The sequence below is a fragment of the Streptomyces sp. NRRL S-378 genome, assembly GCF_000720645.1.
In the GTDB taxonomy this organism is placed as follows: domain Bacteria; phylum Actinomycetota; class Actinomycetes; order Streptomycetales; family Streptomycetaceae; genus Streptomyces.
On the sequence record NZ_JOBX01000033.1, the window covers coordinates 14803 to 34592 of the forward strand.

A 19790-nucleotide genomic window follows, 5' to 3' on the forward strand; every position below is an offset into this window, starting at 1 on the left:
GCTCCCCTCTCCCGGGCCGGCCCCTTCCGCTGCCCCCGGACGGACCGCACCGGCCCGTCCCGCCCCCGACCACGGTGAACGGAGACTTCTCGATGAGGGACCGGACGGACGCAGCCCCCGCCCCCGCCCCGGCCGCCCCCTCCGACGGGGCCGTCCGCCCGGCCGTCACCCGGGCGGCGCCGCGCCCGTCCGCCCCGCGGCCGCTCGGCGCACACCGCCGCTGGCCCCGCTCGTTCGCCGACCGGCTGACCACCCCGCTCCCCGGCGTCCGGGCCTTCGCCCGGCTCGCCCGCGAGGGCGCCTTCCGGCCCGGCCCCGAAGGCCTGCGCGGCATCCCGGACCTGCCGTACGCGCCGGGTCCGCTGCCCGTGACGGCTGCCGGTGAGGTATCCGTCACCTGGGCCGGGCACGCCAGCTGGGTCGTGCGGACCGGCGGGCTGACCGTGCTCACCGACCCGGTCTGGTCCCGCCGGATCCTCGGCACCCCGGCCCGGATGACGCCCGTAGGGGTGCGGTGGGAGGACCTGCCGCCGGTGGACGCGGTCGTGATCAGCCACAACCACTACGACCACCTCGACGCCCCCACCCTCAGGCGGCTGCCCCGGGACACCGCCCTCTTCGTCCCGGCGGGCCTCGCGGGCTGGTTCCGCCGCCGCGGCTTCACCAGGGTCACCGACCTCGACTGGTGGGAAGCAGCCGAACTGGACGGCGTACGCTTCGAGTTCGTCCCCGCCCACCACTGGTCGAAGCGGTCCCTGACCGACACCTGCCGGTCCCTGTGGGGCGGCTGGATCCTCACCGACACCCTGAGCCCGGTCCCGAGGAAGGTCTACTTCGCGGGGGACACGGGCTACGGCCGGTGGTTCCGTGAGATCGGCCGCCGCCACCCCGGGATCGACCTCGCGCTCCTGCCCGTCGGCGCCTACGCCCCGCGCTGGTGGCTGGGCGACGTCCACGCCGACCCGGAGGAAGCCGTCCAGGCCTGTCTCGACCTCGGAGCCCGGCGGATGGCCCCCATGCACTGGGCCGCCTTCGTGCTCTCCGCCGAACCGGTCATGGAGCCCCTGCACCGCACCCTGGCCGCCTGGTCGCGGGCGGCGCTGCCCCGCGAAGACCTCTGGGACCTCCCGGTCGGAGCCTCGCGCACCCTGCCCGCCCCCGACCCGGCCCCCGGCACGGGCGCCGCCCCGGGCACGGCTACGGCCGCGGCCACGGATCCCGAGCCGGGACGCGACGCCGGTCCCGGCGCGGACAGCCCACAGCAGTAGGAGTGCCGGGCCGCCCGCCGCCCGTGTTGAGGACGAAGCGCCGCAGCACCTCGAGGGTGGTCAGGTCCTCCTCGTCCGATATGCCCTCGTGCCGCTCGTCCCGGTGAGCGCACCCCGGGTGCGGGTGACGGCCGCGTCGTAGGCGATCCACCTCCCGTCGGCCGTGCAGGTCCGCAGCGATCACGACCCTGCGAACCCGACCGCACGTGAGGTCCGGCCCACGGGGGCGGGCATTGGAGTGGCCGGAACACGTTCCGGTGGCGTGGCTCCCGCGCCCGCGGGCGGCGGTTCCTAGGGTCGGCGGGGGTACGGCACCGGGCCGACCGTCCAGATCAGGTGGGTGAGTCGTGGAACGCAAGACGGCCGAGTCGCGAACGATCGATCCCCCGGCGCCCGCGGGCCGCACCGCCGCCCGGCGGTGGACCCGCCGGCTGGCCGCCGCGGTGGGACTGCTGGTCCTGTGCGCGCTCCCGGTGGGGGCGGCGGGCGCCGCACAGCCCGGCGCCGCGGGCTCCCCCGCCGGTCCGCCCCTGTACGTCTCCGACTACGGCAACAACCGCGTGGTCACCCTGCCCGCCGACGGCGACCAGAGCACCGTGCCCCTCGACGGCCTGCTGCGGCCGACCGGCCTCGCCTGGGACGCGGCGGGCCGGCTCTACGTCTCCGACACCGGCAACAACAGGGTGGTCGTCCTGCCCCCGGACGGCGGGGAACAGTCGGTCGTTCCCGCAGGGGACCTCTCGCGCCCCCTGGGGCTCGCCGTCGACCCGGCCGGGAACCTGTTCATCGCCGACAGCTTCAACGACCGGATCGTGCGGGTGGCCGCCGACGGGAGCGGCCCGACCGTCGTCCCCACCACCGGCCTGCTGCACCCCTGGGGGCTGGCGATCGCGCCCGACGGGGGTCTGTACGTCTCCGACTTCGTCAACGACCGCGTGGTGAAGGTGGCCGCGGACGGCAGCGGCCAGACCACCGTGGCGACCGTCGGCCTCTCCCAGCCGACCGGGCTGGCCCTGAACGCCGCCGGTGACCTCTACGTCGCGGACAGCGGCAACAACCGCGTCGTGAAGGTGCCCGCGGGCGGCGGCCCGCAGACCACCGTGCCCACCACCGGCCTGAGCTCGCCGCTGGGCCTCGCGCTCGACGGGTCCGGCCGCCTGTACGTGGCCGACGGCTTCAACAACCGCGTGGTGCGGGTCCGGGAGACCGGCGGCGAACAGGTCACGCTCCCCTCCACCGGCCTCAACACACCGACGGGCCTGGCCTTCCCGCCCCCGACCGCCCGCCCGCCCCACGGCCCCGCGCGCATCCCCTAGGACCGCCGCAGGCGGCGCCGGATCGCCGGGGCCGCGCTGATCAGCAGGGTCAGGGCGACCGCCACGGCCACGCCCTTCCACGGCTCCGAGAAGAGCGAGCCGCCCAGGATGCCGATCAGCCCGTACGTGGCCGCCCAGGCCAGGCACGCGGGACCGTCGCCGCGGGCGAACCGGCGCAGCGGCAGCTCCGCGAGCAGGCAGGCCAGCATCACCGGGATCCGGCCTGCCGGGACCAGCCGGGAGAGCACCAGCACCATGACCCCGTGCTCGTCCAGCTTGGTCTGCGCCTGCTCCAGCCGCTCGGGCGTGGCCCGGGCGCGCAGCGCCTCCAGGCGGCGCGAGCCGTTGCGCGACCGCACCCCGCGCTGACCGAGCCAGTACAGCGCCAGGTCCCCGGTGAAGGCCGCCAGCGCCGACACCGCGACCACGAGCAACACCCCGTACGGCGGCGACTGGTGATGGAAGGCCACCACCGCCGCCGAACTCACCAGCGCCCCCGTGGGAATCACCGGGACCAGCGCACCCACTGCCACCAGCACGAACAGCGCCGGGTAGCCCACCGCCCGCTGGGTGGTCTCCGGCGACACCTGGCCGGCCCCCACTGCCACCGCCGCCACGGCCACCGCGGTGAGGTCGCGCAGCGTCACGGCAGCCGCACCCGCTCACCGTGCCCCGGCACCCGCACGGTCACCTTCGGCGCCGACCGCCGCGCATGCCGCTCGAACTCCTCGCCGGGCGCGTGGAACTCGTGCGGCCGCACCGCGTCCAGCCCCACCGGCCAGTACGTCCCGTAGTGGACCGGCACCGCAGCGGCCGGCGCCAGCCGCGCCAGAGCCCGCGCCGCCCGCGCGGCGTCCAGGTGCCCGGGCCCCAGGTACGGGCCCCAGCCGCCCACCGGCAGCAGGGCCACGTCCACCGGCCCCACCTCCTCGGCCATCGTGTCGAACAGCCCGGTGTCCCCCGCGAAGTACGTCCGCGCGGCGCCCAGGACCACGTAGCCGAGCGCCGGCGCCCGGTGCGGTCCGAACGGCAGCCGCCGGCCGTCGTGCCGGGCGCTGACCGCCCGGACCCGTACGCCCTCCGCCACGCGGACCTCCTCGCCCGGCGCGGCCTCCGTCACCGTCAGCCCGCGCAGCCCGGCGAGCCGGGCCAGGCCCGGCACCGCCCGCCGCGCCCCGCGCGGCACCACGAGCCGGGTTCCGGGCGCGAGCCGCCCCAGGGACGGCAGGTGCAGGTGGTCCGCGTGCAGGTGCGACACCAGCACCACGTCGGCCACCGCTGCCTCGGGCGGCGGGAGCGCCCCCCGGCGCCGCCGCAGGTGCGCGAGCCGCCGCGCGAACAACGGGTCCGTCAGCAGCCGCACCCCGGAATCCTCGACGGTGCACGTCGCATGGCCCCACCAGGTGATGTCCACCGGCACCAGGCACTCCCTCCCTCGCCGTCCCGCCAGCCTCGGGGTGTCCTACCCATCATGCCGGGCCGGCGGCTCCCGCCACCGCGCGGGAACCAGAACCCGGCGGCCCCTCCTCTCGGGCGGCGGATCGGAGTAGGGTCCGGCGGCATGGAAGAGTTGCGCGTGGCCGCGATCGCCAGCCTGGCCCCGCTCGAAGACCTGGACGCCGACCCCTTCGCCGTGGACACCCGCGGCCAGCAGGCCGTGTGCGCGCGCTGGGCGGCCGACCGCGGTTATGTCGTGACCCAGCAGCTGCTGGTCTACGGGATGCGTGCGGACCACTGCGGGTTCTGGTCCGAGATATCCGCCGCGCGGGTCGACCTGTTCGTCGCCGCCAACCACCGGGTGCTGTCCCGGGCGCTGCGCTGCGTCGAGGAGTTCACCGCCGAGTGCGAGCGGCGCGGCGTGCGCCTGGAGACCGCCGGGGGCGAAGAGCCCCGGTACACCTCCGCGATGAAGGCCGAGGTCCACCGCCGGCTGTCCATGCCCACGGCGGGCTACGACGGCACCTGACGGCCGGACACGACGCCCCCGGCGCGCACCTTTCCGGCCCCGCCCCTCACCCCCACCGACCCACCTCGCTCCACCCCGCCCCTCCCCGTACGCCGTCGCCCGGCCTGGCCGCCCGCGCTGTGCGAGCCTGGAGGCGGGAGACGACCCAGGGGGTGGCACGGTGCGGCGACGACGGTGGCGGAGCACGGGCAACGCCCTGGTGCGGGTGATCCTCGTCTGGGTGGTGTCCACCCTCACGATGCTCGCCCTGGCCGGGATCCTCCCGGACTTCCGGCTGCAGTCCGACGACGGAGACAGCATCACCCAGATCGGCCTCACGGCGGCCTGGGGCGCCGGAGCCTTCGCCCTGCTGAGCGCCGTGGTCTGGCCGGTGCTCGTACGGGCCCTGCTGCTCGTGCCCGCCCTCGTGCTCGGGCTGCTCGTCTTCTTCCTGAACGGCTCGCTGCTGCTGCTCGCGCTCCGACTGATCCCCGACGGGCGGGGCGAGGCCGCCCCCGAGACCGCGGTCGTCGTCGCCGCCGTGATGTCCGCCGTGGCCTCCGCGACCTCCACCGCCCTCGCGGTGCGCGACGACGAGGCCTACCGGCGCAGGCTCTACCGGCTGGCCGACCGCCGCCGACGGCGGCGTCAGGGCCGCCAGGCGGCGCCCCGGACCGGCGCGGCCGCGCCCGGGCTGGTGGTCCTCCAGCTCGACGGGGTCGGCTACGAGGTGCTGCGCGACGCCTGCAACCGCGCGCTGATGCCCACCGTCGCCGGCTGGCTGGAGCACGGCCACCGCATCACCTCCTGGCGTACGGACTGGTCGAGCCAGACCGGCGCCAGTCAGCTCGGCATCCTGCACGGCTCCACCTTCGACGTGCCCGCCTTCCGCTGGTACGAGAAGGACACCGGCGAGGTGATGGTCTGCAACCGGCCGACCAGCGCCGCGGAACTCCAGCGGCGGGCCATCGCGCGCACCGGCGACGGCGGGCTGCTCACGCTCGACGGCGCCAGCCGGGGCAACCTCTTCAGCGGCGGGGCGGACCAGCTGGCGCTCGTGCTCTCGGTCTCGGCGCGGCGCGGCCGGGCCAACCGGTCCCGCGCCGGCTACTTCGCCTACTTCTCCGACCCGGCCAACGCCGTCCGCACGGCCCTGTCCTTCGTCGCCGACACGGTCCGCGAGATCGTCCAGTCGCTGCGGGCGCGGATCCGCGGGGACCGGCCCCGGGTCTCGCGCGGCGGGCTCTATCCGCTGATCAGGGCCTTCGCGACCGTCGTCGAACGGGACGTGGTCGTGGCGGCGGTGATCGGCGACATGCTCGCCGGGCGCGCCGTGGTCTACGCCGACCTCGTCGCCTACGACGAGGTCGCGCACCACTCGGGCCCGCGCGGCAAGGACACCGACCAGGTGCTGGAGCGTCTCGACCGAAGCCTCGCGCTGATCGCCCGGGTCGCCGAGCACGCACCCCGCCCGTACCGGATCGTGCTGCTCTCCGACCACGGGCAGAGCCCGGGGGAGACCTTCCTGGCCCGGTACGGGCTGACCCTCAAGGACCTGGTGCGGGCGGGCTGCGGACTGCCCGTCTCCCGCAGGGCGGGCCGTACCCACAGCGGGGCCGAGGCCCGTGCGGCGGTGCTCGCGGCCCTGCACCGGCCGGTGGAGGAGGACGAGGAGGTCCTTCCGGGGCCGGGTTCCGACCCGGTGGTGCTGGCCTCCGGCAACCTCGCGCTGATCTCCTTCCCGGACGTGCCCGGCCGGGCATCCCGGGCCCGCATCGAGCGTGCGCACCCCGCGCTGCTGGCGACCCTGGCGAACCATCCGGGTGTGGGCTTCCTGCTGGTGGACGGAGTGGTGCTGGGCCCGGGCGGCGCCGAGGCCCGCCTGGACGTGCCGGGCGAGGCGGAGCAGCTGCTCGCGGCCTTCGGCCCGGGGGCGGCCGCGGCCGTCCGCCGGACCGACTCCTTCCCGCACGTGGCCGACATCATGGTCAACTCGGCGTACGACCCGGCCACGGGGGCGGTGCACGCCTTCGAGGAGCAGATCGGCTCGCACGGCGGCCTGGGCGGGGAGCAGGGCCGCCCCTTCCTGATGTGGCCCACGGAACTGTCGGACCCGGGGGAGGAACTGGCCGGCGCGGAGGCGGTGCACGGAGTCCTGCGACGCTGGCTCGCCGAGGCGGACGGCCCCCAGATCCCCGTGTCCGCGCCCCTGTCGGAGCTTGCGGCCGGGCCGATGGGCGCGTCCGGGGGCGGGCCGGAGCAGGAGTCCGCGGCGCCGGTCGCGGCGATCGGCGAGGTGCCGGACCGGCCGCGTGCCGGGCCCGCCCGGCAGACCGCGGCCGGGCGGAGGCGCCTCGGCCCGGAGTCCGGCGGCCGCGGTGCCGGGGCCACAGCCGGGGCCGGTGCCGCAGGCCCGGGAGAACCGGTCGGGGACGGCTTCGCGGCGGCGGCCGGTGGGCCGCCCGCGTCGGGCCGGGGTGCGCGGGCCCCGCGTGGGGTGCCGCAGGATTCCCCGCCGGAGGGCCCCATCGGCGGAATCCTTCCTTCCGATGGCGTGCCCGCGCGGGACGAAACCCGCTGATTTGGTACGTCCCGCACGGTGGCCGACCATGTGTCGACCCGACCACCATGTGAGACGACCCGAGGCGCACCACCGATGACCAGCACCGCAGCCCTGCCCGCAGAGGCCACCGCACCCCCAGAGGCCACCGCATCCCCCGAGCAGGACAGCGACCCCCACGCCCGACGCTTCGGCCTGCCCATCGCGACCTGTCTGGTCATGGGCAACATCATCGGTGGCGGAATCTTCCTCCTCCCCGCCTCCGTCGCTCCCTTCGGCACCATCAGCCTCGTCGCCTTCGCCGTCCTCACCCTCGGAGCCATCGCCCTCGCGCTCGTCTTCGGCCGCCTCGCCCACCGGCACCCGCAGACCGGCGGCCCGTACGTCTACGCCCGCGCCGCCTTCGGCGACTTCGCCGGTTTCCTCGCCGCCTGGAGCTACTGGATCACCTCCTGGGTGTCGAACGCGGCCCTCGCCGTCGCGTCGGTCGGCTACCTCTCCGTGCTCTTCCCGGCCATTGGTGAGCACAAGTGGTCCATGTGCCTGGCGGCCCTGTCCATGCAGTGGCTCCCGGCGCTCGCCAACCTGGCCGGCACCCGCTACGTCGGCGCCGTCCAACTCGTCGCCACCGTGCTGAAGTTCGCCCCTCTGCTGCTGGTCGCCGTGGGCGGGCTGTTCTTCTTCGACCCCGCCAACCTCGGCCCGTTCCAGGCCACCGGCCAGAGCCCCGCCGGCGCGCTCTCCGCCTCCGCGGCCATCCTCCTCTTCAGCTACCTCGGCGTGGAATCGGCCGCCGTCAGCGCCGGGGAGGTGCGCGACCCGGCCCGCAACGTCGGCCGCGCCACGATCCTCGGTACCGCCGGTGCTGCCGTGGTCTACCTGCTCGGCACCCTCTCCGTCTTCGGTCTCGTCGCCCACGAGAAGCTGGTCGCCTCCGAAGCCCCCTTCACCGACGCCGTCAACGCCATGTTCGGCGGCACCTGGGGCGGCACGCTCGTCGCCTGCGCCGCCGTGATCTCGATGGCCGGTGCCCTCAACGGCTGGACCCTGCTCAGCGCCCAGACCCCGTACGCCGCCGCCAAGGACGGGCTCTTCCCGCGGGCCTTCGAGAAGAAGCAGCGCGGTGTCCCGGTGGTCGGCGTCGTCGTCACGACCTCCCTGGCCTCCGCCCTGACCGTCTACAACTACACGGCCGGCTCCGAGGGCGTCTTCGAGATCCTGGTCCTCATCACCACTTTCACCGCGACCGTTCCCTACCTGCTCTCCACCGCCGCGCAGATCTACTTCCTGCTCTCCGGCCAGGGCGAGCGCGTCCGGCGCGGACGCCTGGTCCGCGACGGCGCCCTCGCCGTCCTGGCCTTCGGCTTCTCCATGTGGCTGGCGGCCGGCTCCGGATATGCCGCCGTCTACCAGGGCGTGCTCTTCCTCTTCGCGGGCGTCGCCGTCCACGCGGCGATGGCCGCCCGCAGGCAGCGCTCGGCCGCCTGACCCGCGGGGCGGTACTCCTGGGCGGGGTGCCGGGCCCGGGACCCGGAAAAACCGGATGCCGGGCGGTGCGCGGTGCGTCCACACTGGGCGCACCACACCGCACCACCCCTAAGGACGTTCCCGCACGTGCAGGCTGCCGTCACCGTCACCCCCGCCCAGATCCCCGAACTGCTGCTCGGCCTCGCCACCGTGCGGCCCGTTTTCCTCTGGGGGGCGCCCGGCATCGGGAAGTCCTCGCTCGTGCGGAAGTTCGCCGACTCCCTCGGCCTGGAGTGCGTCAGCCTCCTCGGCACCCAGCTCGCCCCCGAGGACCTGATCGGCGTACCGCAGATCCGTGACGGCCGCTCCGTCTTCTGCCCGCCCGAGGCCATCGCCCGCGACGAGCCGTACTGCCTCTTCCTCGACGAGCTCAACGCCGCGGGCCCGGACGTGCAGAAGGCCTTCTACTCGCTGATCCTCGACCGCCGGATCGGCTCCTACGAGCTGCCCGCCGGCTCCATCGTCATCGGCGCCGGCAACCGCGCCACGGACAACGCGCTGGCCCGGCCCATCGCCTCGGCCCTGGTCAACCGCCTCACCCACGTCCACCTCCAGGCGTCCGCGCAGGACTGGCTGGTGTGGGCCGGCGAGCACGGCATCCACCCGTGGGTCACCGACTACCTCACCGACCGCCCCGACCACCTCTGGTCGCAGCCGCCGAAGACCGAGGAGCCCTTCTCCACCCCGCGCTCCTGGCACATGCTGTCCGACGCCCTGCACTCCTTCGGCGCGGAACTGGACGAGCAGACCCTCAAGGTCGTCGCGCACGGCACCCTCACCCCCGCGCACGCCGTTTCCTTCTGCGGCTACGCCAAGATCGTCCGCCACACCTTCGGCATCGAGGCCATCCTGAAGGGCGACGCCTCCTGGCCCGCCCGGCTGCAGGACCGCGACCTGCTCTACTACCTCGCGGAAGCCTTCCGGGGCCGCCTGCTCAAGGAGCTCCCGGCGCAGAAGGAGCACGTCTCGCCCGCCCTGCGGCAGCACACCTACCGCTTCAAATCGCTCCTGGTCCAGCTCGCCGAGATCTCCGTCGAGGTCGCCCAGACCGTCATCGCCGACGACGCCGACGGCCTGCCCGTGCTGCCCGGCTGGTTCCTGATCGAGGCCGCCCGGGACATGCCCCGGCTGGTCGAGGCCCGCCGGTGAGCCGCAGCGGCAAGGCCCGGGCGAAGGCCGCCGCCAAGCCCGATCCGGCAGCCCAGGCCTTCGCCGAGGGCCTCGCCCTGGTCAAGCAGAACCCGGCCCTCGGCGCCCTCGACGGCAAGATCTGCCGCGAGCCCGGCTGCCCGCAGTCCCCGGCCCACGGCCTGGCCACCGTCACCTCCAACGGCGTCGTCCACGTCCACCCCACCCGGCGGGCCGAACCCCGCGAATGGGCGTGGACGATCGCCCACGCCCTGCTCCACCTCGGCTTCGGTCACGTCCCCGCCGCCGAGGACGAGGACCGTGCCCAGCCGGACCCGTTCGACCTCGCCGCCCGCTGCGCGGTCGTCAACCGCTTCCTGCTGACCTTCCCGGTCGGCCGCGCCCCCGACCACCTGCCCGCCGATTACCCCGGCGGCGACGAGGACGAGCTCGCCGCCCGCTGGCGCCGCGACGGCATCCCGGCCGCCTACGAGCACTGCGGCACCGCCGGGCGCGCCCCCGACCAGGTCCTGACCACCTGGCGGACCTGGGGCACCGCCGTCCCCGACTGGCAGACCGCCTTCGCCGCCGCCCTGACCCGCAGCGTCTCCGCCGCCATGGACGTGGCCGGAGGCCGCCGCGACCGGACCACCGGCGAGCGGGTGGAGCAGCGCCCCTGGGACCGGGCCCTGAACTGGTTCGTGTCCTCCTACCCGCTCCTCGGCGGGCTCGCCGCCGGCCTGACCGTGGTCGCCGACGCCGAGCTGGCCCGCGCCCAGGACATCTCCATAGCCGCCGTCAGCGCCACCGCCGGAGAGATCTACATCAACCCGCTGCGCACCTTCGAGGACGACGAGTGGCGGTTCATCCTGGCCCACGAGATGCTCCACGCCGCCCTGCGCCACGGTGAGCGCCGCGGCGGCCGCGACCCGTACCTGCACAACGTCGCCGCGGACTACGTCGTCAACGACTGGCTGGTGGAGATGCGGATCGGCAGCATGCCCGAGGGGCTGCTGCACGACCCGGCACTGCGCGGGCTCTCCGTAGAGGAGGTGTACGACCGGATCGCCGGCGACCTGCGCCGGATGCGGCGCCTGGCCACCCTGCGCGGCAAGGGCGCCGGGGACATCCTGGGCGAGCCCCTCGCGCACGGCGCCGGGCGCCCCTACGCGGACCTCGACGACTTCTACCGGCGCGGCCTTGTCCAGGGCTTCGACCTGCACGTCCGCGACGGGCGCGGCCTGCTGCCCGCCGGGCTCGTCCAGGAGATCCGGGCCCTCGCCCACCCGCCCGTGCCCTGGGACGCCCGGCTCGCCCGCTGGTTCGACGAGTACGTGCCGAGGCCGGAGGCCGTACGGTCCTACGCCCGCCCGGCGCGCCGCCAGGCGTCGACCCCGGACATCCCGCGCGCGGGCCGGTACTTCCCGCCCGAGGAGACCGCCCGCTGCACCTTCGGCGTGGTCCTGGACACCTCGGGGTCGATGAACGCCGCCCTGCTCGGCAAGGCGCTGGGCGCGATCGCCTCGTACGCCGAGGCCCGCGACGTTCCGGCGGCGCGGGTGGTGTTCTGCGACGCGGCGCCGTACGACGCGGGCTACGTGCCACCGACCGAGATCGCCGGCCGGGTCCGGGTCCGCGGCCGGGGCGGCACGGTGCTCCAGCCGGGCATCGACCTGCTGCAGCGGGCCGAGGACTTCCCGCCGGCGGCGCCGCTCCTGGTGATCACCGACGGCTGGTGCGACACCCTGCGCATCCGCCGCGAACACGCCTACCTGATCCCCCAGGGCGCCTCGCTCCCCTTCACCCCGAGGGGCCCGGTCTTCCGCCTCACCTGACGGCCGTCACGACGAAGCCCCCGCACCGCCGGACGGCGGAGCGGGGGCTTCGTACGGGAGCCGGATCAGTCGAGGTAGTCGCGCAGGACCTGCGAGCGCGACGGGTGGCGGAGCTTCGACATGGTCTTCGACTCGATCTGGCGGATGCGCTCACGGGTGACCCCGTACACGCGGCCGATCTCGTCGAGGGTCTTCGGCTGGCCGTCGTTGAGGCCGTAGCGCATGGAGACCACGCCCGCCTCGCGCTCCGAGAGCGTGCCCAGGATCGACTGGAGCTGCTCCTGGAGGAAGGTGAACGAGACCGCGTCCGCCGGCACGACCGCCTCGGAGTCCTCGATGAGGTCACCGAACTCGCTGTCGCCCTCCTCACCCAGCGGGGTGTGCAGGGAGATCGGCTCACGGCCGTACTTCTGGACCTCGATGACCTTCTCGGGGGTCATGTCGAGCTCCTTGCCCAGCTCCTCCGGAGTGGGCTCCCGGCCGAGGTCCTGCAGCATCTGGCGCTGCACACGGGCGAGCTTGTTGATGATCTCGACCATGTGGACGGGGATGCGGATGGTGCGCGACTGGTCGGCCATGGCACGCGTGATCGCCTGCCGGATCCACCACGTCGCATACGTGGAGAACTTGAAGCCCTTGGTGTAGTCGAACTTCTCCACGGCGCGGATCAGGCCGACGTTGCCCTCCTGGATGAGGTCCAGGAAGAGCATGCCGCGGCCGGTGTAGCGCTTGGCGAGGGAGACCACGAGGCGGAGGTTGGCCTCCAGCAGGTGGTTCTTCGCCCGGCGGCCGTCCTCGACGAGGATCTCCAGCTCGCGCTTGAAGGCGGGCTTGTGGTCCTCCTCCTCTTCGAGCTTGTACTCGGAGAAGAGACCGGCCTCGATGCGCTTGGCGAGTTCGACCTCCTGCTCGGCGTTGAGGAGCGGCACCTTGCCGATCAGCTTGAGGTAGTCCTTGACCGGGTCGGCGGTGGCCCCGGCCACCATGACCGTCTGCGCCGGAGCGTCGTCCTCGTCCTCGTCGGACAGCACGAAGCCCTGGGCGCCGGCCTTGGGGGCCTCCTCCTCGGCCTCGTCGACGAGGTCCTCGGCGGCCCAGTCCTCACCCTCGACGACCGGGTTCTCGCCCTCGTCGGCGTCCTTGGCGCTGGTCTTCTTCGCCGCCGCGGTCTTCTTCACGGCGGTCTTCTTGGCGGCGGTCTTCTTGACCGTGCGCTTCTTCGGCTCGGCGGCGGCCTCGGCCGGCGCCGCCGCCTCCGCAGCCGCGGCGGCCGACGGAGCGGATATCGCCGAGGCCGTGGACGTGACGGTGGTGGCCGGGGTGGTGGCCGCGGTCTTGCGCGCACCGATGGGGCGCGGCGCGGCGGCGGCCTTCTTGGCCACGGTACGGGCGGGGGCGGCGGCAGCCTTGCGGGGCTTCTTCGCGGCAGCCTTGGTGGCGGGGGCCGCGCTGACGTGAAGGGCGACACCCTCCTCGTCGAGGACCTGGTTCAGGCTGCGCAGGACCCGCTTCCACTGGTCCACCGGGATGCGGCCGGCCTCGAAGGCCTGGCGCACGTCGTCACCGTTGATGTGACCCTGCTCGCGGCCGCGCTCGACGAGCGCGACGAGGGCCTCGGATTCGGCGATCTCCGGAGGGAACGTACGGGACGGGCTGAGCGACACAAGGAGCCTCTCGTTGCGAACAGATAAGGGGTGGGCGGGACATCATCGCGCGAACTCGGGAAACAGACCCGAGGGGGGTCTGTATTCCGGGCCGCGCGAGGACACCTGTCGGTTCATCGCCTGCCCGAGTCGATTCGTTACGCACTGAATTGAGTGACCTGCGCCACGCTGCGGCCGGGCAACCGGATCGGGCGTGGATCCGTCGCACCCCCTACGCTAGTTCGTTTTGCGTGCTTCGATCAGGAATCGGGCGGTATGCGCGACGAACGGGCCGTCGCGCTCGATCCGTTCGTGCAGCTCGCGCAGGCGGTCCCGGTACTGCCCGACCGTGAACCCGGGCACCATCCAGATCACCTTCCGCAGGAAATAGATCACGGCTCCGATGTCGTGGAACTCGGTGCGCAGCCGTTCCGAGCGCAGGTCGAGGACCTCCAGCCCCGCCTTCGCGGCGTCGGCGGCGGCGTCGTCGGGATGCCGGGCGCGCCGGACCTCCTCGGGCTGGGGCCCGAGAAAATATTCGACGAGTTCGAAGACGCTCGACGGGCCGACCTGCTGCGAGAGGTACGTTCCGCCCGGTGTCAGCACCCGGGCGATCTCGTCCCACCAGATGGTCACCGGATGCCGGCTGGTCACCAGCTCGAAGGCCTCGTCGCCGAAGGGCAGGGGCGGCTCGTCGGAGTCCGCGACCACCACCGCGCCCAGCGGGTGCAGCAGCCGCGTCGCCCGCTCGACGTTGGGCGGCCAGGACTCCGTGGCCGCCATCAGGGGCGGCAGGGGCCCGGACCCGGCGAGGACCTCGCCGCCGCCGGTCTGGATGTCCAGGGCCGACCGGACCCGGGCCAGGCGCTCGGCCATCAGGCGCTGGTACCCCCAGGAGGGACGCTGCTCGGTGGCCCGCCCGTCGAGCCAGGAGAAGTCCCAGCCGTCCACGGAGACCGACTCGGCCTCGGCGACAAGATGGTCGAAAGTACGCGTCATGCACCGATCGTCGCAGGCCGGGCGCCGGGCGGCCACCGATTTGGTCGACTACAGTGGTCGGCGGGCCGTGACTGGCGTTCGGGTGGATCACCACCGGGGAGCGGCCCGGCGTACCCGAGGACCTTCCGTACGTCGACTGCCGCGCGCCTGGGCGAACCGCGAACCGCGATCCGCGCACAGCGCACCGCAGCGACGTTCAGGAGATCCCGTGACGACTGCCCAGCAGACCGCCCCCGCCGCCGCCCGGCTGATGGACGGCACCGCCCTCGCCCGCCGCATCTCGGAGCAGACCGCCGCCCTCGCGGCGAAGATCACCGAGCGCACCGGCACCGCGCCCTGCCTCGCGACCGTGCTGGTCGGCGAGGACCCCGCCTCCGTCACCTACGTCCGCATGAAGCAGAACCGCTGCGCGAAGGCCGGGATCACCTCCCGCCACGTGGAGCTGCCGGCCTCGACGACCACGCAGGAGCTGGTCGCGGCGATCACGGCCCTCTCCGAGGACCCGGAGATCAGCGGCATCCTGCTCCAGCACCCCGTCCCGCACCACATCGACGAGCGTGCCGCCTTCGAGGCCATCGCCCCCGGCAAGGACGTCGACGGCGTCACCATGCACTCCTTCGCGGCCATGGGCTTCGGCCTGCCGGGCTTCGTCTCCTGCACCCCGGGCGGCATCATGCGGCTGCTCGCCGAGTACGACGTGGACCTGACCGGCAAGCACGCCGTGGTCGTCGGCCGCAGCGCCATCCTCGGCAAGCCGGCCGGCATGCTGCTGCTGGAGCAGAACGCCACCGTCACCTACTGCCACTCCCGCACCCGGGACCTCTCCTCGATCGTGCGCCAGGCGGACGTGCTGGTCGCCGCCGTCGGCAAGGCCGAGTTCATCCGGGGCGAGGACATCAAGCCGGGCGCGGTGGTCCTGGACGCCGGCTACAACGAGGGCAACGTCGGCGACGTCCACTTCGAGTCGGCGGCGGCCCGCGCCTCGCTGATCACGCCCGTGCCGGGCGGTGTCGGCCCGATGACCATCGCCGTCCTGCTGGAGCAGACGGTGCAGGCCGCGGCCGCGCAGGCCGGGCTGGACCTCGCGGACCTCTGAGCCGCTCCGCCGGAACGCGCGGCGCCCCGGGCCCCGGTCCGGGGCGCCGCACGTTCCTCAGGCCTGCGCCGGGGCCGGGTCCCGCTCCGGGTCCCCCTGCGGGGCCGGCGCGCCCGTCGCCGCGTCGCGGGCCGCGGCGACGACGGCGGACGTGGCGAACTCGTGGGCCAGGGCGGTCAGCGGGCAGCGGCCCAGCCGGTACGGCTCCGGCAGCGCGGCAGGAGCCGGCCCGGCCCCCCGGTCGGCGGCGCCCTTGAGGCGGCACGCGGCGGCCAGGACGGCCGCGTCGGCGACGGTGGCGGCCCGCGCCTCGCCCATGCCGCTGCCCAGGGCCGCCTCGTACGCGGTGGCGCGTACCCGGGGGTCGAACCATCCGGCCAGCGCCAGGATGCCGTCGTCGATGACCGACTCGCGGTGGACGAGACGGATCCGCACCGGGGACCACCAGGCCAGCGGGACGGTCCGGCCCTGGGCCGCGGCGAACCCCCGCAGCGCCTTCCACAGCGGGCGCAGCCGCCGGTACTGGCTGGAGGCCGTCCACGTCGCCGACCCGCCGATCAGCGGTACGACGAACCCGGCGCCGAGCAGCAGCGCGGAGGCCGAGGCCAGGGGCGGCGCCACGTCCGTGGACAGGTACACCCAGTCGCGACCGGCCCAGCGGGCGGCCACGGAGGCCCACTTGGCGACGAGATAGGCCAGGTCCAGCAGCCCCGCGAGCACGATCAGGGCCAGCCCCGCGCGCAGCGGGCGCAGCGAGCGGTCGGCGCGCGCGAACCACTTGGCGCACAGCCAGGTCAGCGCCGAGGTGCCCAGGGTGTGCGCGACCAGGAAGCAGAGGACCATCTCGCGGATCCACGGGGTCGTGGCGTGGTACGTGTCCAGGTCCCTGAGCCGTTCCACCGGCGCGTCGCCGATCACGAACAGGGCGACGATCGCGGCGGTGGCCGTGCCGAACACGGCCGCGGTCAGCCGGGTGGCCCGGCGCACGGCCGCGGGCGGCCCGCCGCGCCACTGCAGGACCAGGACGACGCACAGCCCCGAGAACACCGTGAGCAGGCCGAAGACCAGGGGTGCGGAGAAGTTGACCACGCCGGTGCCGCGGTTCACGGCGGCGATCGTGGGCGGCGACGCCAGGAAGGTGATGGGGGCGCCGACGACGAGCAGCGCGCACGCGGTGCGGTTCAGGGGCTGGTCCCAGTCCCGGCGCAGCTCGGGAAGCTTGATCAGCAGCGCCAGGACCATCAGCGAGCCGGGCAGGAGGAGCAGCGCGGTCCCTCCGCTCATCGGGCCTGTCCGACGGGGTCGGCCGGGCCGACCGGATCGGTCGCCGGGCCGGTGGGGGCGGCGCTGCCGGTGCCGCCCCCGGTGCCGCTGCCGGTGCGCGGGCCGGGCGCCGGGTCGAGCCCGGCGACGGCCCGCTCGGCGGCGGTGAGCGGCGGCGCCTTCAGCGCGCCCCAGTCGGAGGCGCGCATCACGTGCCAGACCACCGACGGGCGCAGCCAGTGGGTGGGCTCGATGCTCATGGTGAGGACGTTGAACAGGGCGGCGGTGAGCGCCTCGTCCGTGGTGGCTCCCGTCATCAGGCGGTTGACGTAGCCGTTGAGCACGTTGGTGCCGGCGCGCGGCTTCATCCCGGTGGCGCCCGGATAGAGGATGTCCTGCGAGGTGGCGAGCTCCCAGGCGGTGGCGACCTGGGGCGCGATGACGCGCTGCGCCTCGCGGCCGATCCCGGGATGGGCCAGGCCCTTGTCCCGCAGCAGGGTGCGCACGGCGAGCAGGCCCTGGGCGGCGACGGTCATGCCCTGCCCGTACAGCGGGTTGAAGGTGGCCACGGAGTCGCCGACGGCGAAGAAGCCGTCCGGCAGCTCGGCCTTCTCGAAGTAGACCCGGCGGTTGGCGGTGCCCTGGGTGACGGCGACGTCCGTGAGCGGCGTGCGGTGCTCAAGGAGCTCGCCGACGATCGGGTCGCGGACGGACTTGGCGAAGGGGATGAAGGCGTCGGGGTCGCCGGTGGGCTGGCCGCCCCGGGTGCCGGACAGGGTGGCCTGCCACCGGCCGTTCTCGATGGGCACGATCGTGGCGGTCTGCCCGGGCACGGGCATCCGGGGGTCGGACTGCACGTTGACGATGGGGAAACCCATCTCGTGCGCGCCGGGGGGTGCCTCGAAGATCCGGGTCGCGTAGACGAGGCCGGAGTCGACCTCGGCCTGCCGGATGCCGCTCACGCCGAGCGCCTGGAGCCATGTCCGGGCCCGTGAGCCGCGGCCGCTGGCGTCGACGACGAGATCCGCCGTCACCAGCCGGTCCTGCTCCTCGGGGGTGTCGACGCGGACGCCGGTGACGCGTGCCGCCGTGCCCTCCAGGCCGCGGACCCGGCTCTGCTGGAGGGTGGTCACCCCGGGCAGGCAGGTGACGCGGGCGCGGACCACGGAGTCGAGGAGGTCGCGGCTGCAGGAGATGTTGAACTGCTTCTCGCCGCAGCGCGGGATCCAGCCCTGGGCGGTCTTGGTGACCAGGTCGGTGGGCAGGCTGCGGCGGATGGCGCCGGCCTTCGTCCAGTCGTCGGTGATGCCGGGCAGGATCCGCTCGATGGCCCGGGCACCGCCCGACCACAGCAGATGGGTGTGCCGGGCCTGCGGGAGTCCGCGGCGCGGGGACGGCCCGTCGGGCAGCGGGTCGGCGTCGATGACGGTGACCGTGGCGTGCTCGGCGAGGACAGCGGCCGCGAGGAGGCCGGCCAGGCTGCCGCCTATGACGACGGCGTGGCGGCGCGGGGAGGACTGGTTCATCGTGGCGGGCTCTCTGTCAGGGCCGTGCTGAGGGCATCGGCGTGAGGGATGCGGCGACTGGCTGGTGCTGGTCACGGCGTGGCACGGGGCTTCCCCAGCCGAGTGAGGACTTGATGCGCTCGATCGCCCCGGGGAGCTGCTGCTCCCGGGGCGACGGCAGGTAGGTGCGCAGGATGGTGCCGAGGTGCAGGCCGAAGGTCTCGGCGGGGATCTCCGCCGGGTCCCCCTGGTCGGCGCGTGCGGCGGCCTGCCGTACGACCGCCTCCAGGCCGGTGTCGGAAGCCGGCAGTTCGGCGAGGCGGCCGGGGCGGCCCTGTCCCGCCAGCCGGGAGGCCACCAGCATGCCCGGACCGACGCTGTCGCAGGTCCCCTCGTCCAGATGCCACAGCTCGTGGCACGCGATGACGAGCTGGTGTTCGGGCCGGGTGTGCTGCTCGACGACGATCAGGTCGACGTCGTCCAGCTCCAGCCACAGGCCGCTCGCGGTGTCGGGAGGGAACGAGGTGAAGTGGAAGTCCACCTTCCGCTCTCCGCCGCGCCGTTCGGCGTAGGCGGCGCACAGCGCCCCGATGATCTCCGCGACGCCGGCCGGTGGCGTCAGGCGTGCGCCCTCCAGCAGTTCGGAGCCCAGCTCGCGCACGGCCCGTGTGGTCCTCATGGTGTTACTCCCCCGGCGGCGCCCTCGTCCGGCGCCCCGCCCTTCGCGCCCGGAACTCCGAGTTGCCCCTCACGCGCGAGGAGGTCGTCCAAGTGGTCGGCCAGTGACTTCCAGCCCTGGGGCGACAGCCGGCCGGCCCGCGTGACGATGCTCCGTACGTCGTGCGCACGCAGCACGGCCAGCATCGGATTCTCCCGCTCCCGTTCCACGCACTCCAGTTCGCCCTCGATCAGCGCGAGTGCCGTGGCGAGCGCCTCGGTGTCGTCGGCGAGCAGGAAACCGCCGTCGACACCGTAGAAGCGCTGGATCCCGGCGGCCGCGGCGAGGTTCGGCATGCCCTCGCCCTGGGCGAGCCGGGTCAGCGACTGCCCCGATGCGTCGAAGGACTTGGCTATGGCCGTCAGCGAGTGGGCCTGGCCGTCCTCCCTCAGCCGGGTGCGCCGCAGGTGCGCGAACCGCTGGTGCACCTGCTCCTTCAGGGGGAGCCGGGGCGGTCGTCCGTCGAGGGTCTGCCGGACGGCCTGGGGGCTGATGCCGGTCAGGTACGAGAGGTGCTCCAGGTCGTCGCGGCCGTCCGAGACGGTGGTGACGGACAGGGCGAGGGCCCGTTCGACCGCGCTCTTGCTGTCGGCCAGCAGGAAGCCCGCGTAGACCCCGAAGAACCGCTGCACGCCGGCCGCGTGGCCCAGGCGCGGCAGCCCGGTGCCCGCGTTGAGCGGCCCCAGGGAGGCCCCGGGGGCTCCGAAGTCGTGGGCGATGGCGGCGAGCGGCCATTCCCGGCCGTGTTTGTCGCGGCGGGTCGCGCGCAGCAGCCGGAACCGCTGGTGCACGCGCCGTTCCAGCGGCACTTCGGCGGACGTGCCCGCCACCACCCGCTCGATGCAGTGGGGTTCCACCCCGGACAGGTGGCTCAGCCGCCCCGCCGCCAGCACCTCGGCCGGGTCCCGGCCGCACCGCTCGGCGAGTGCCCCGACGCGCCGCCAGATCGCGGCGAGGTCGGGTCGGGCGGCGGCTCGCACCGGCGGA

General features: G+C 74.4%; 16 protein-coding genes and 1 riboswitch. Of the genes, 8 read left to right on the forward strand and 8 right to left on the reverse strand.

Annotation, left to right across the window (positions count from 1 at the left end; translation table 11 throughout):
• Positions 1-92 precede the first annotated feature (92 nt).
• Positions 93-1268, forward strand: coding sequence for an MBL fold metallo-hydrolase (locus tag IH80_RS0122660; RefSeq protein WP_078906696.1), 1176 nt, complete (start codon positions 93-95; stop codon positions 1266-1268).
• Between the two features lie 347 nt (positions 1269-1615).
• Positions 1616-2584 carry an SMP-30/gluconolactonase/LRE family protein gene (locus IH80_RS0122665; protein WP_030962853.1) on the forward strand — a complete coding sequence of 323 codons (969 nt, stop codon included), beginning with the start codon at positions 1616-1618 and terminating at the stop codon, positions 2582-2584.
• On the opposite strand, the gene IH80_RS0122670 is transcribed toward IH80_RS0122665, so the two are convergent.
• Both IH80_RS0122670 and IH80_RS0122675 read right to left on the reverse strand, forming a co-directional pair.
• Positions 2581-3225 carry a DedA family protein gene (locus IH80_RS0122670; protein WP_051809784.1) on the reverse strand — a complete coding sequence of 215 codons (645 nt, stop codon included), beginning with the start codon at positions 3223-3225 and terminating at the stop codon, positions 2581-2583. The two genes, IH80_RS0122665 and IH80_RS0122670, sit on opposite strands and share 4 nt — an antisense overlap.
• Positions 3226-3227: 2 nt before the next feature.
• A complete protein-coding gene (locus IH80_RS0122675) occupies positions 3228-4004 on the reverse strand; it encodes an MBL fold metallo-hydrolase (RefSeq protein WP_030962855.1) in 777 nt (258 codons plus the stop codon).
• Between the two features lie 141 nt (positions 4005-4145).
• Between IH80_RS0122675 and IH80_RS0122680 the strand changes: the two genes are divergently transcribed.
• The 5 genes from IH80_RS0122680 (at position 4146) to IH80_RS0122700 (ending at position 11579) form a co-directional block, all read left to right on the forward strand.
• Positions 4146-4550 carry a hypothetical protein gene (locus IH80_RS0122680; protein WP_030962857.1) on the forward strand — a complete coding sequence of 135 codons (405 nt, stop codon included), beginning with the start codon at positions 4146-4148 and terminating at the stop codon, positions 4548-4550.
• Between the two features lie 160 nt (positions 4551-4710).
• The gene (locus IH80_RS0122685) at positions 4711-7110 is read left to right on the forward strand and encodes a phage holin family protein (protein ID WP_234432347.1); all 2400 of its coding nucleotides are present in this window, start codon (positions 4711-4713) and stop codon (positions 7108-7110) included.
• 75 nt (positions 7111-7185) lie between these two features.
• The gene (locus IH80_RS0122690; protein WP_030962860.1) at positions 7186-8577 is read left to right on the forward strand and encodes an amino acid permease; all 1392 of its coding nucleotides are present in this window, start codon (positions 7186-7188) and stop codon (positions 8575-8577) included.
• A gap of 126 nt (positions 8578-8703) precedes the next feature.
• Positions 8704-9765 (forward strand): ATP-binding protein, encoded by a 1062-nt coding sequence (locus IH80_RS0122695; RefSeq protein ID WP_030962861.1) that lies wholly within the window; start codon positions 8704-8706, stop codon positions 9763-9765.
• Positions 9762-11579: a DUF2201 family putative metallopeptidase gene (locus tag IH80_RS0122700; protein WP_030962863.1), complete on the forward strand. Its 1818-nt coding sequence runs from the start codon at positions 9762-9764 to the stop codon at positions 11577-11579. Before IH80_RS0122695 ends, IH80_RS0122700 begins: the two co-directional genes overlap by 4 nt.
• A gap of 65 nt (positions 11580-11644) precedes the next feature.
• Here the strand turns inward: IH80_RS0122700 and IH80_RS0122705 are convergent, their stop codons facing one another.
• Positions 11645-13243, reverse strand: coding sequence for an RNA polymerase sigma factor (locus IH80_RS0122705; protein WP_030962865.1), 1599 nt, complete (start codon positions 13241-13243; stop codon positions 11645-11647).
• Positions 13244-13459: 216 nt separating this feature from the next.
• Positions 13460-14221 (reverse strand): methyltransferase domain-containing protein, encoded by a 762-nt coding sequence (locus IH80_RS0122710; protein ID WP_030962866.1) that lies wholly within the window; start codon positions 14219-14221, stop codon positions 13460-13462.
• A gap of 57 nt (positions 14222-14278) precedes the next feature.
• Positions 14279-14381, forward strand: a riboswitch (ZMP/ZTP riboswitch).
• Between the two features lie 90 nt (positions 14382-14471).
• Here IH80_RS0122710 and IH80_RS0122715 point away from each other — a divergent pair.
• Positions 14472-15317, forward strand: coding sequence for a bifunctional 5,10-methylenetetrahydrofolate dehydrogenase/5,10-methenyltetrahydrofolate cyclohydrolase (locus tag IH80_RS0122715; protein ID WP_030962867.1), 846 nt, complete (start codon positions 14472-14474; stop codon positions 15315-15317).
• A 57-nt stretch (positions 15318-15374) separates the two neighbouring features.
• Here the strand turns inward: IH80_RS0122715 and IH80_RS0122720 are convergent, their stop codons facing one another.
• The 4 genes from IH80_RS0122720 to IH80_RS0122735 are packed head-to-tail and all read right to left on the reverse strand — an operon-like array spanning position 15375 to position 19783.
• The gene (locus tag IH80_RS0122720; RefSeq protein WP_051809775.1) at positions 15375-16601 is read right to left on the reverse strand and encodes an MAB_1171c family putative transporter; all 1227 of its coding nucleotides are present in this window, start codon (positions 16599-16601) and stop codon (positions 15375-15377) included.
• Entirely contained in the window at positions 16598-18106 is a 1509-nt protein-coding gene (locus IH80_RS0122725) for an NAD(P)/FAD-dependent oxidoreductase (RefSeq protein WP_107056876.1), read from the reverse strand. Before IH80_RS0122725 ends, IH80_RS0122720 begins: the two co-directional genes overlap by 4 nt.
• Before the next feature lie 16 nt (positions 18107-18122).
• Positions 18123-18764, reverse strand: coding sequence for a toxin-antitoxin system, toxin component (locus IH80_RS0122730; protein WP_158943581.1), 642 nt, complete (start codon positions 18762-18764; stop codon positions 18123-18125).
• Positions 18761-19783: a hypothetical protein gene (locus IH80_RS0122735; RefSeq protein WP_158943583.1), complete on the reverse strand. Its 1023-nt coding sequence runs from the start codon at positions 19781-19783 to the stop codon at positions 18761-18763. Before IH80_RS0122735 ends, IH80_RS0122730 begins: the two co-directional genes overlap by 4 nt.
• Positions 19784-19790: the final 7 nt, after the last annotated feature.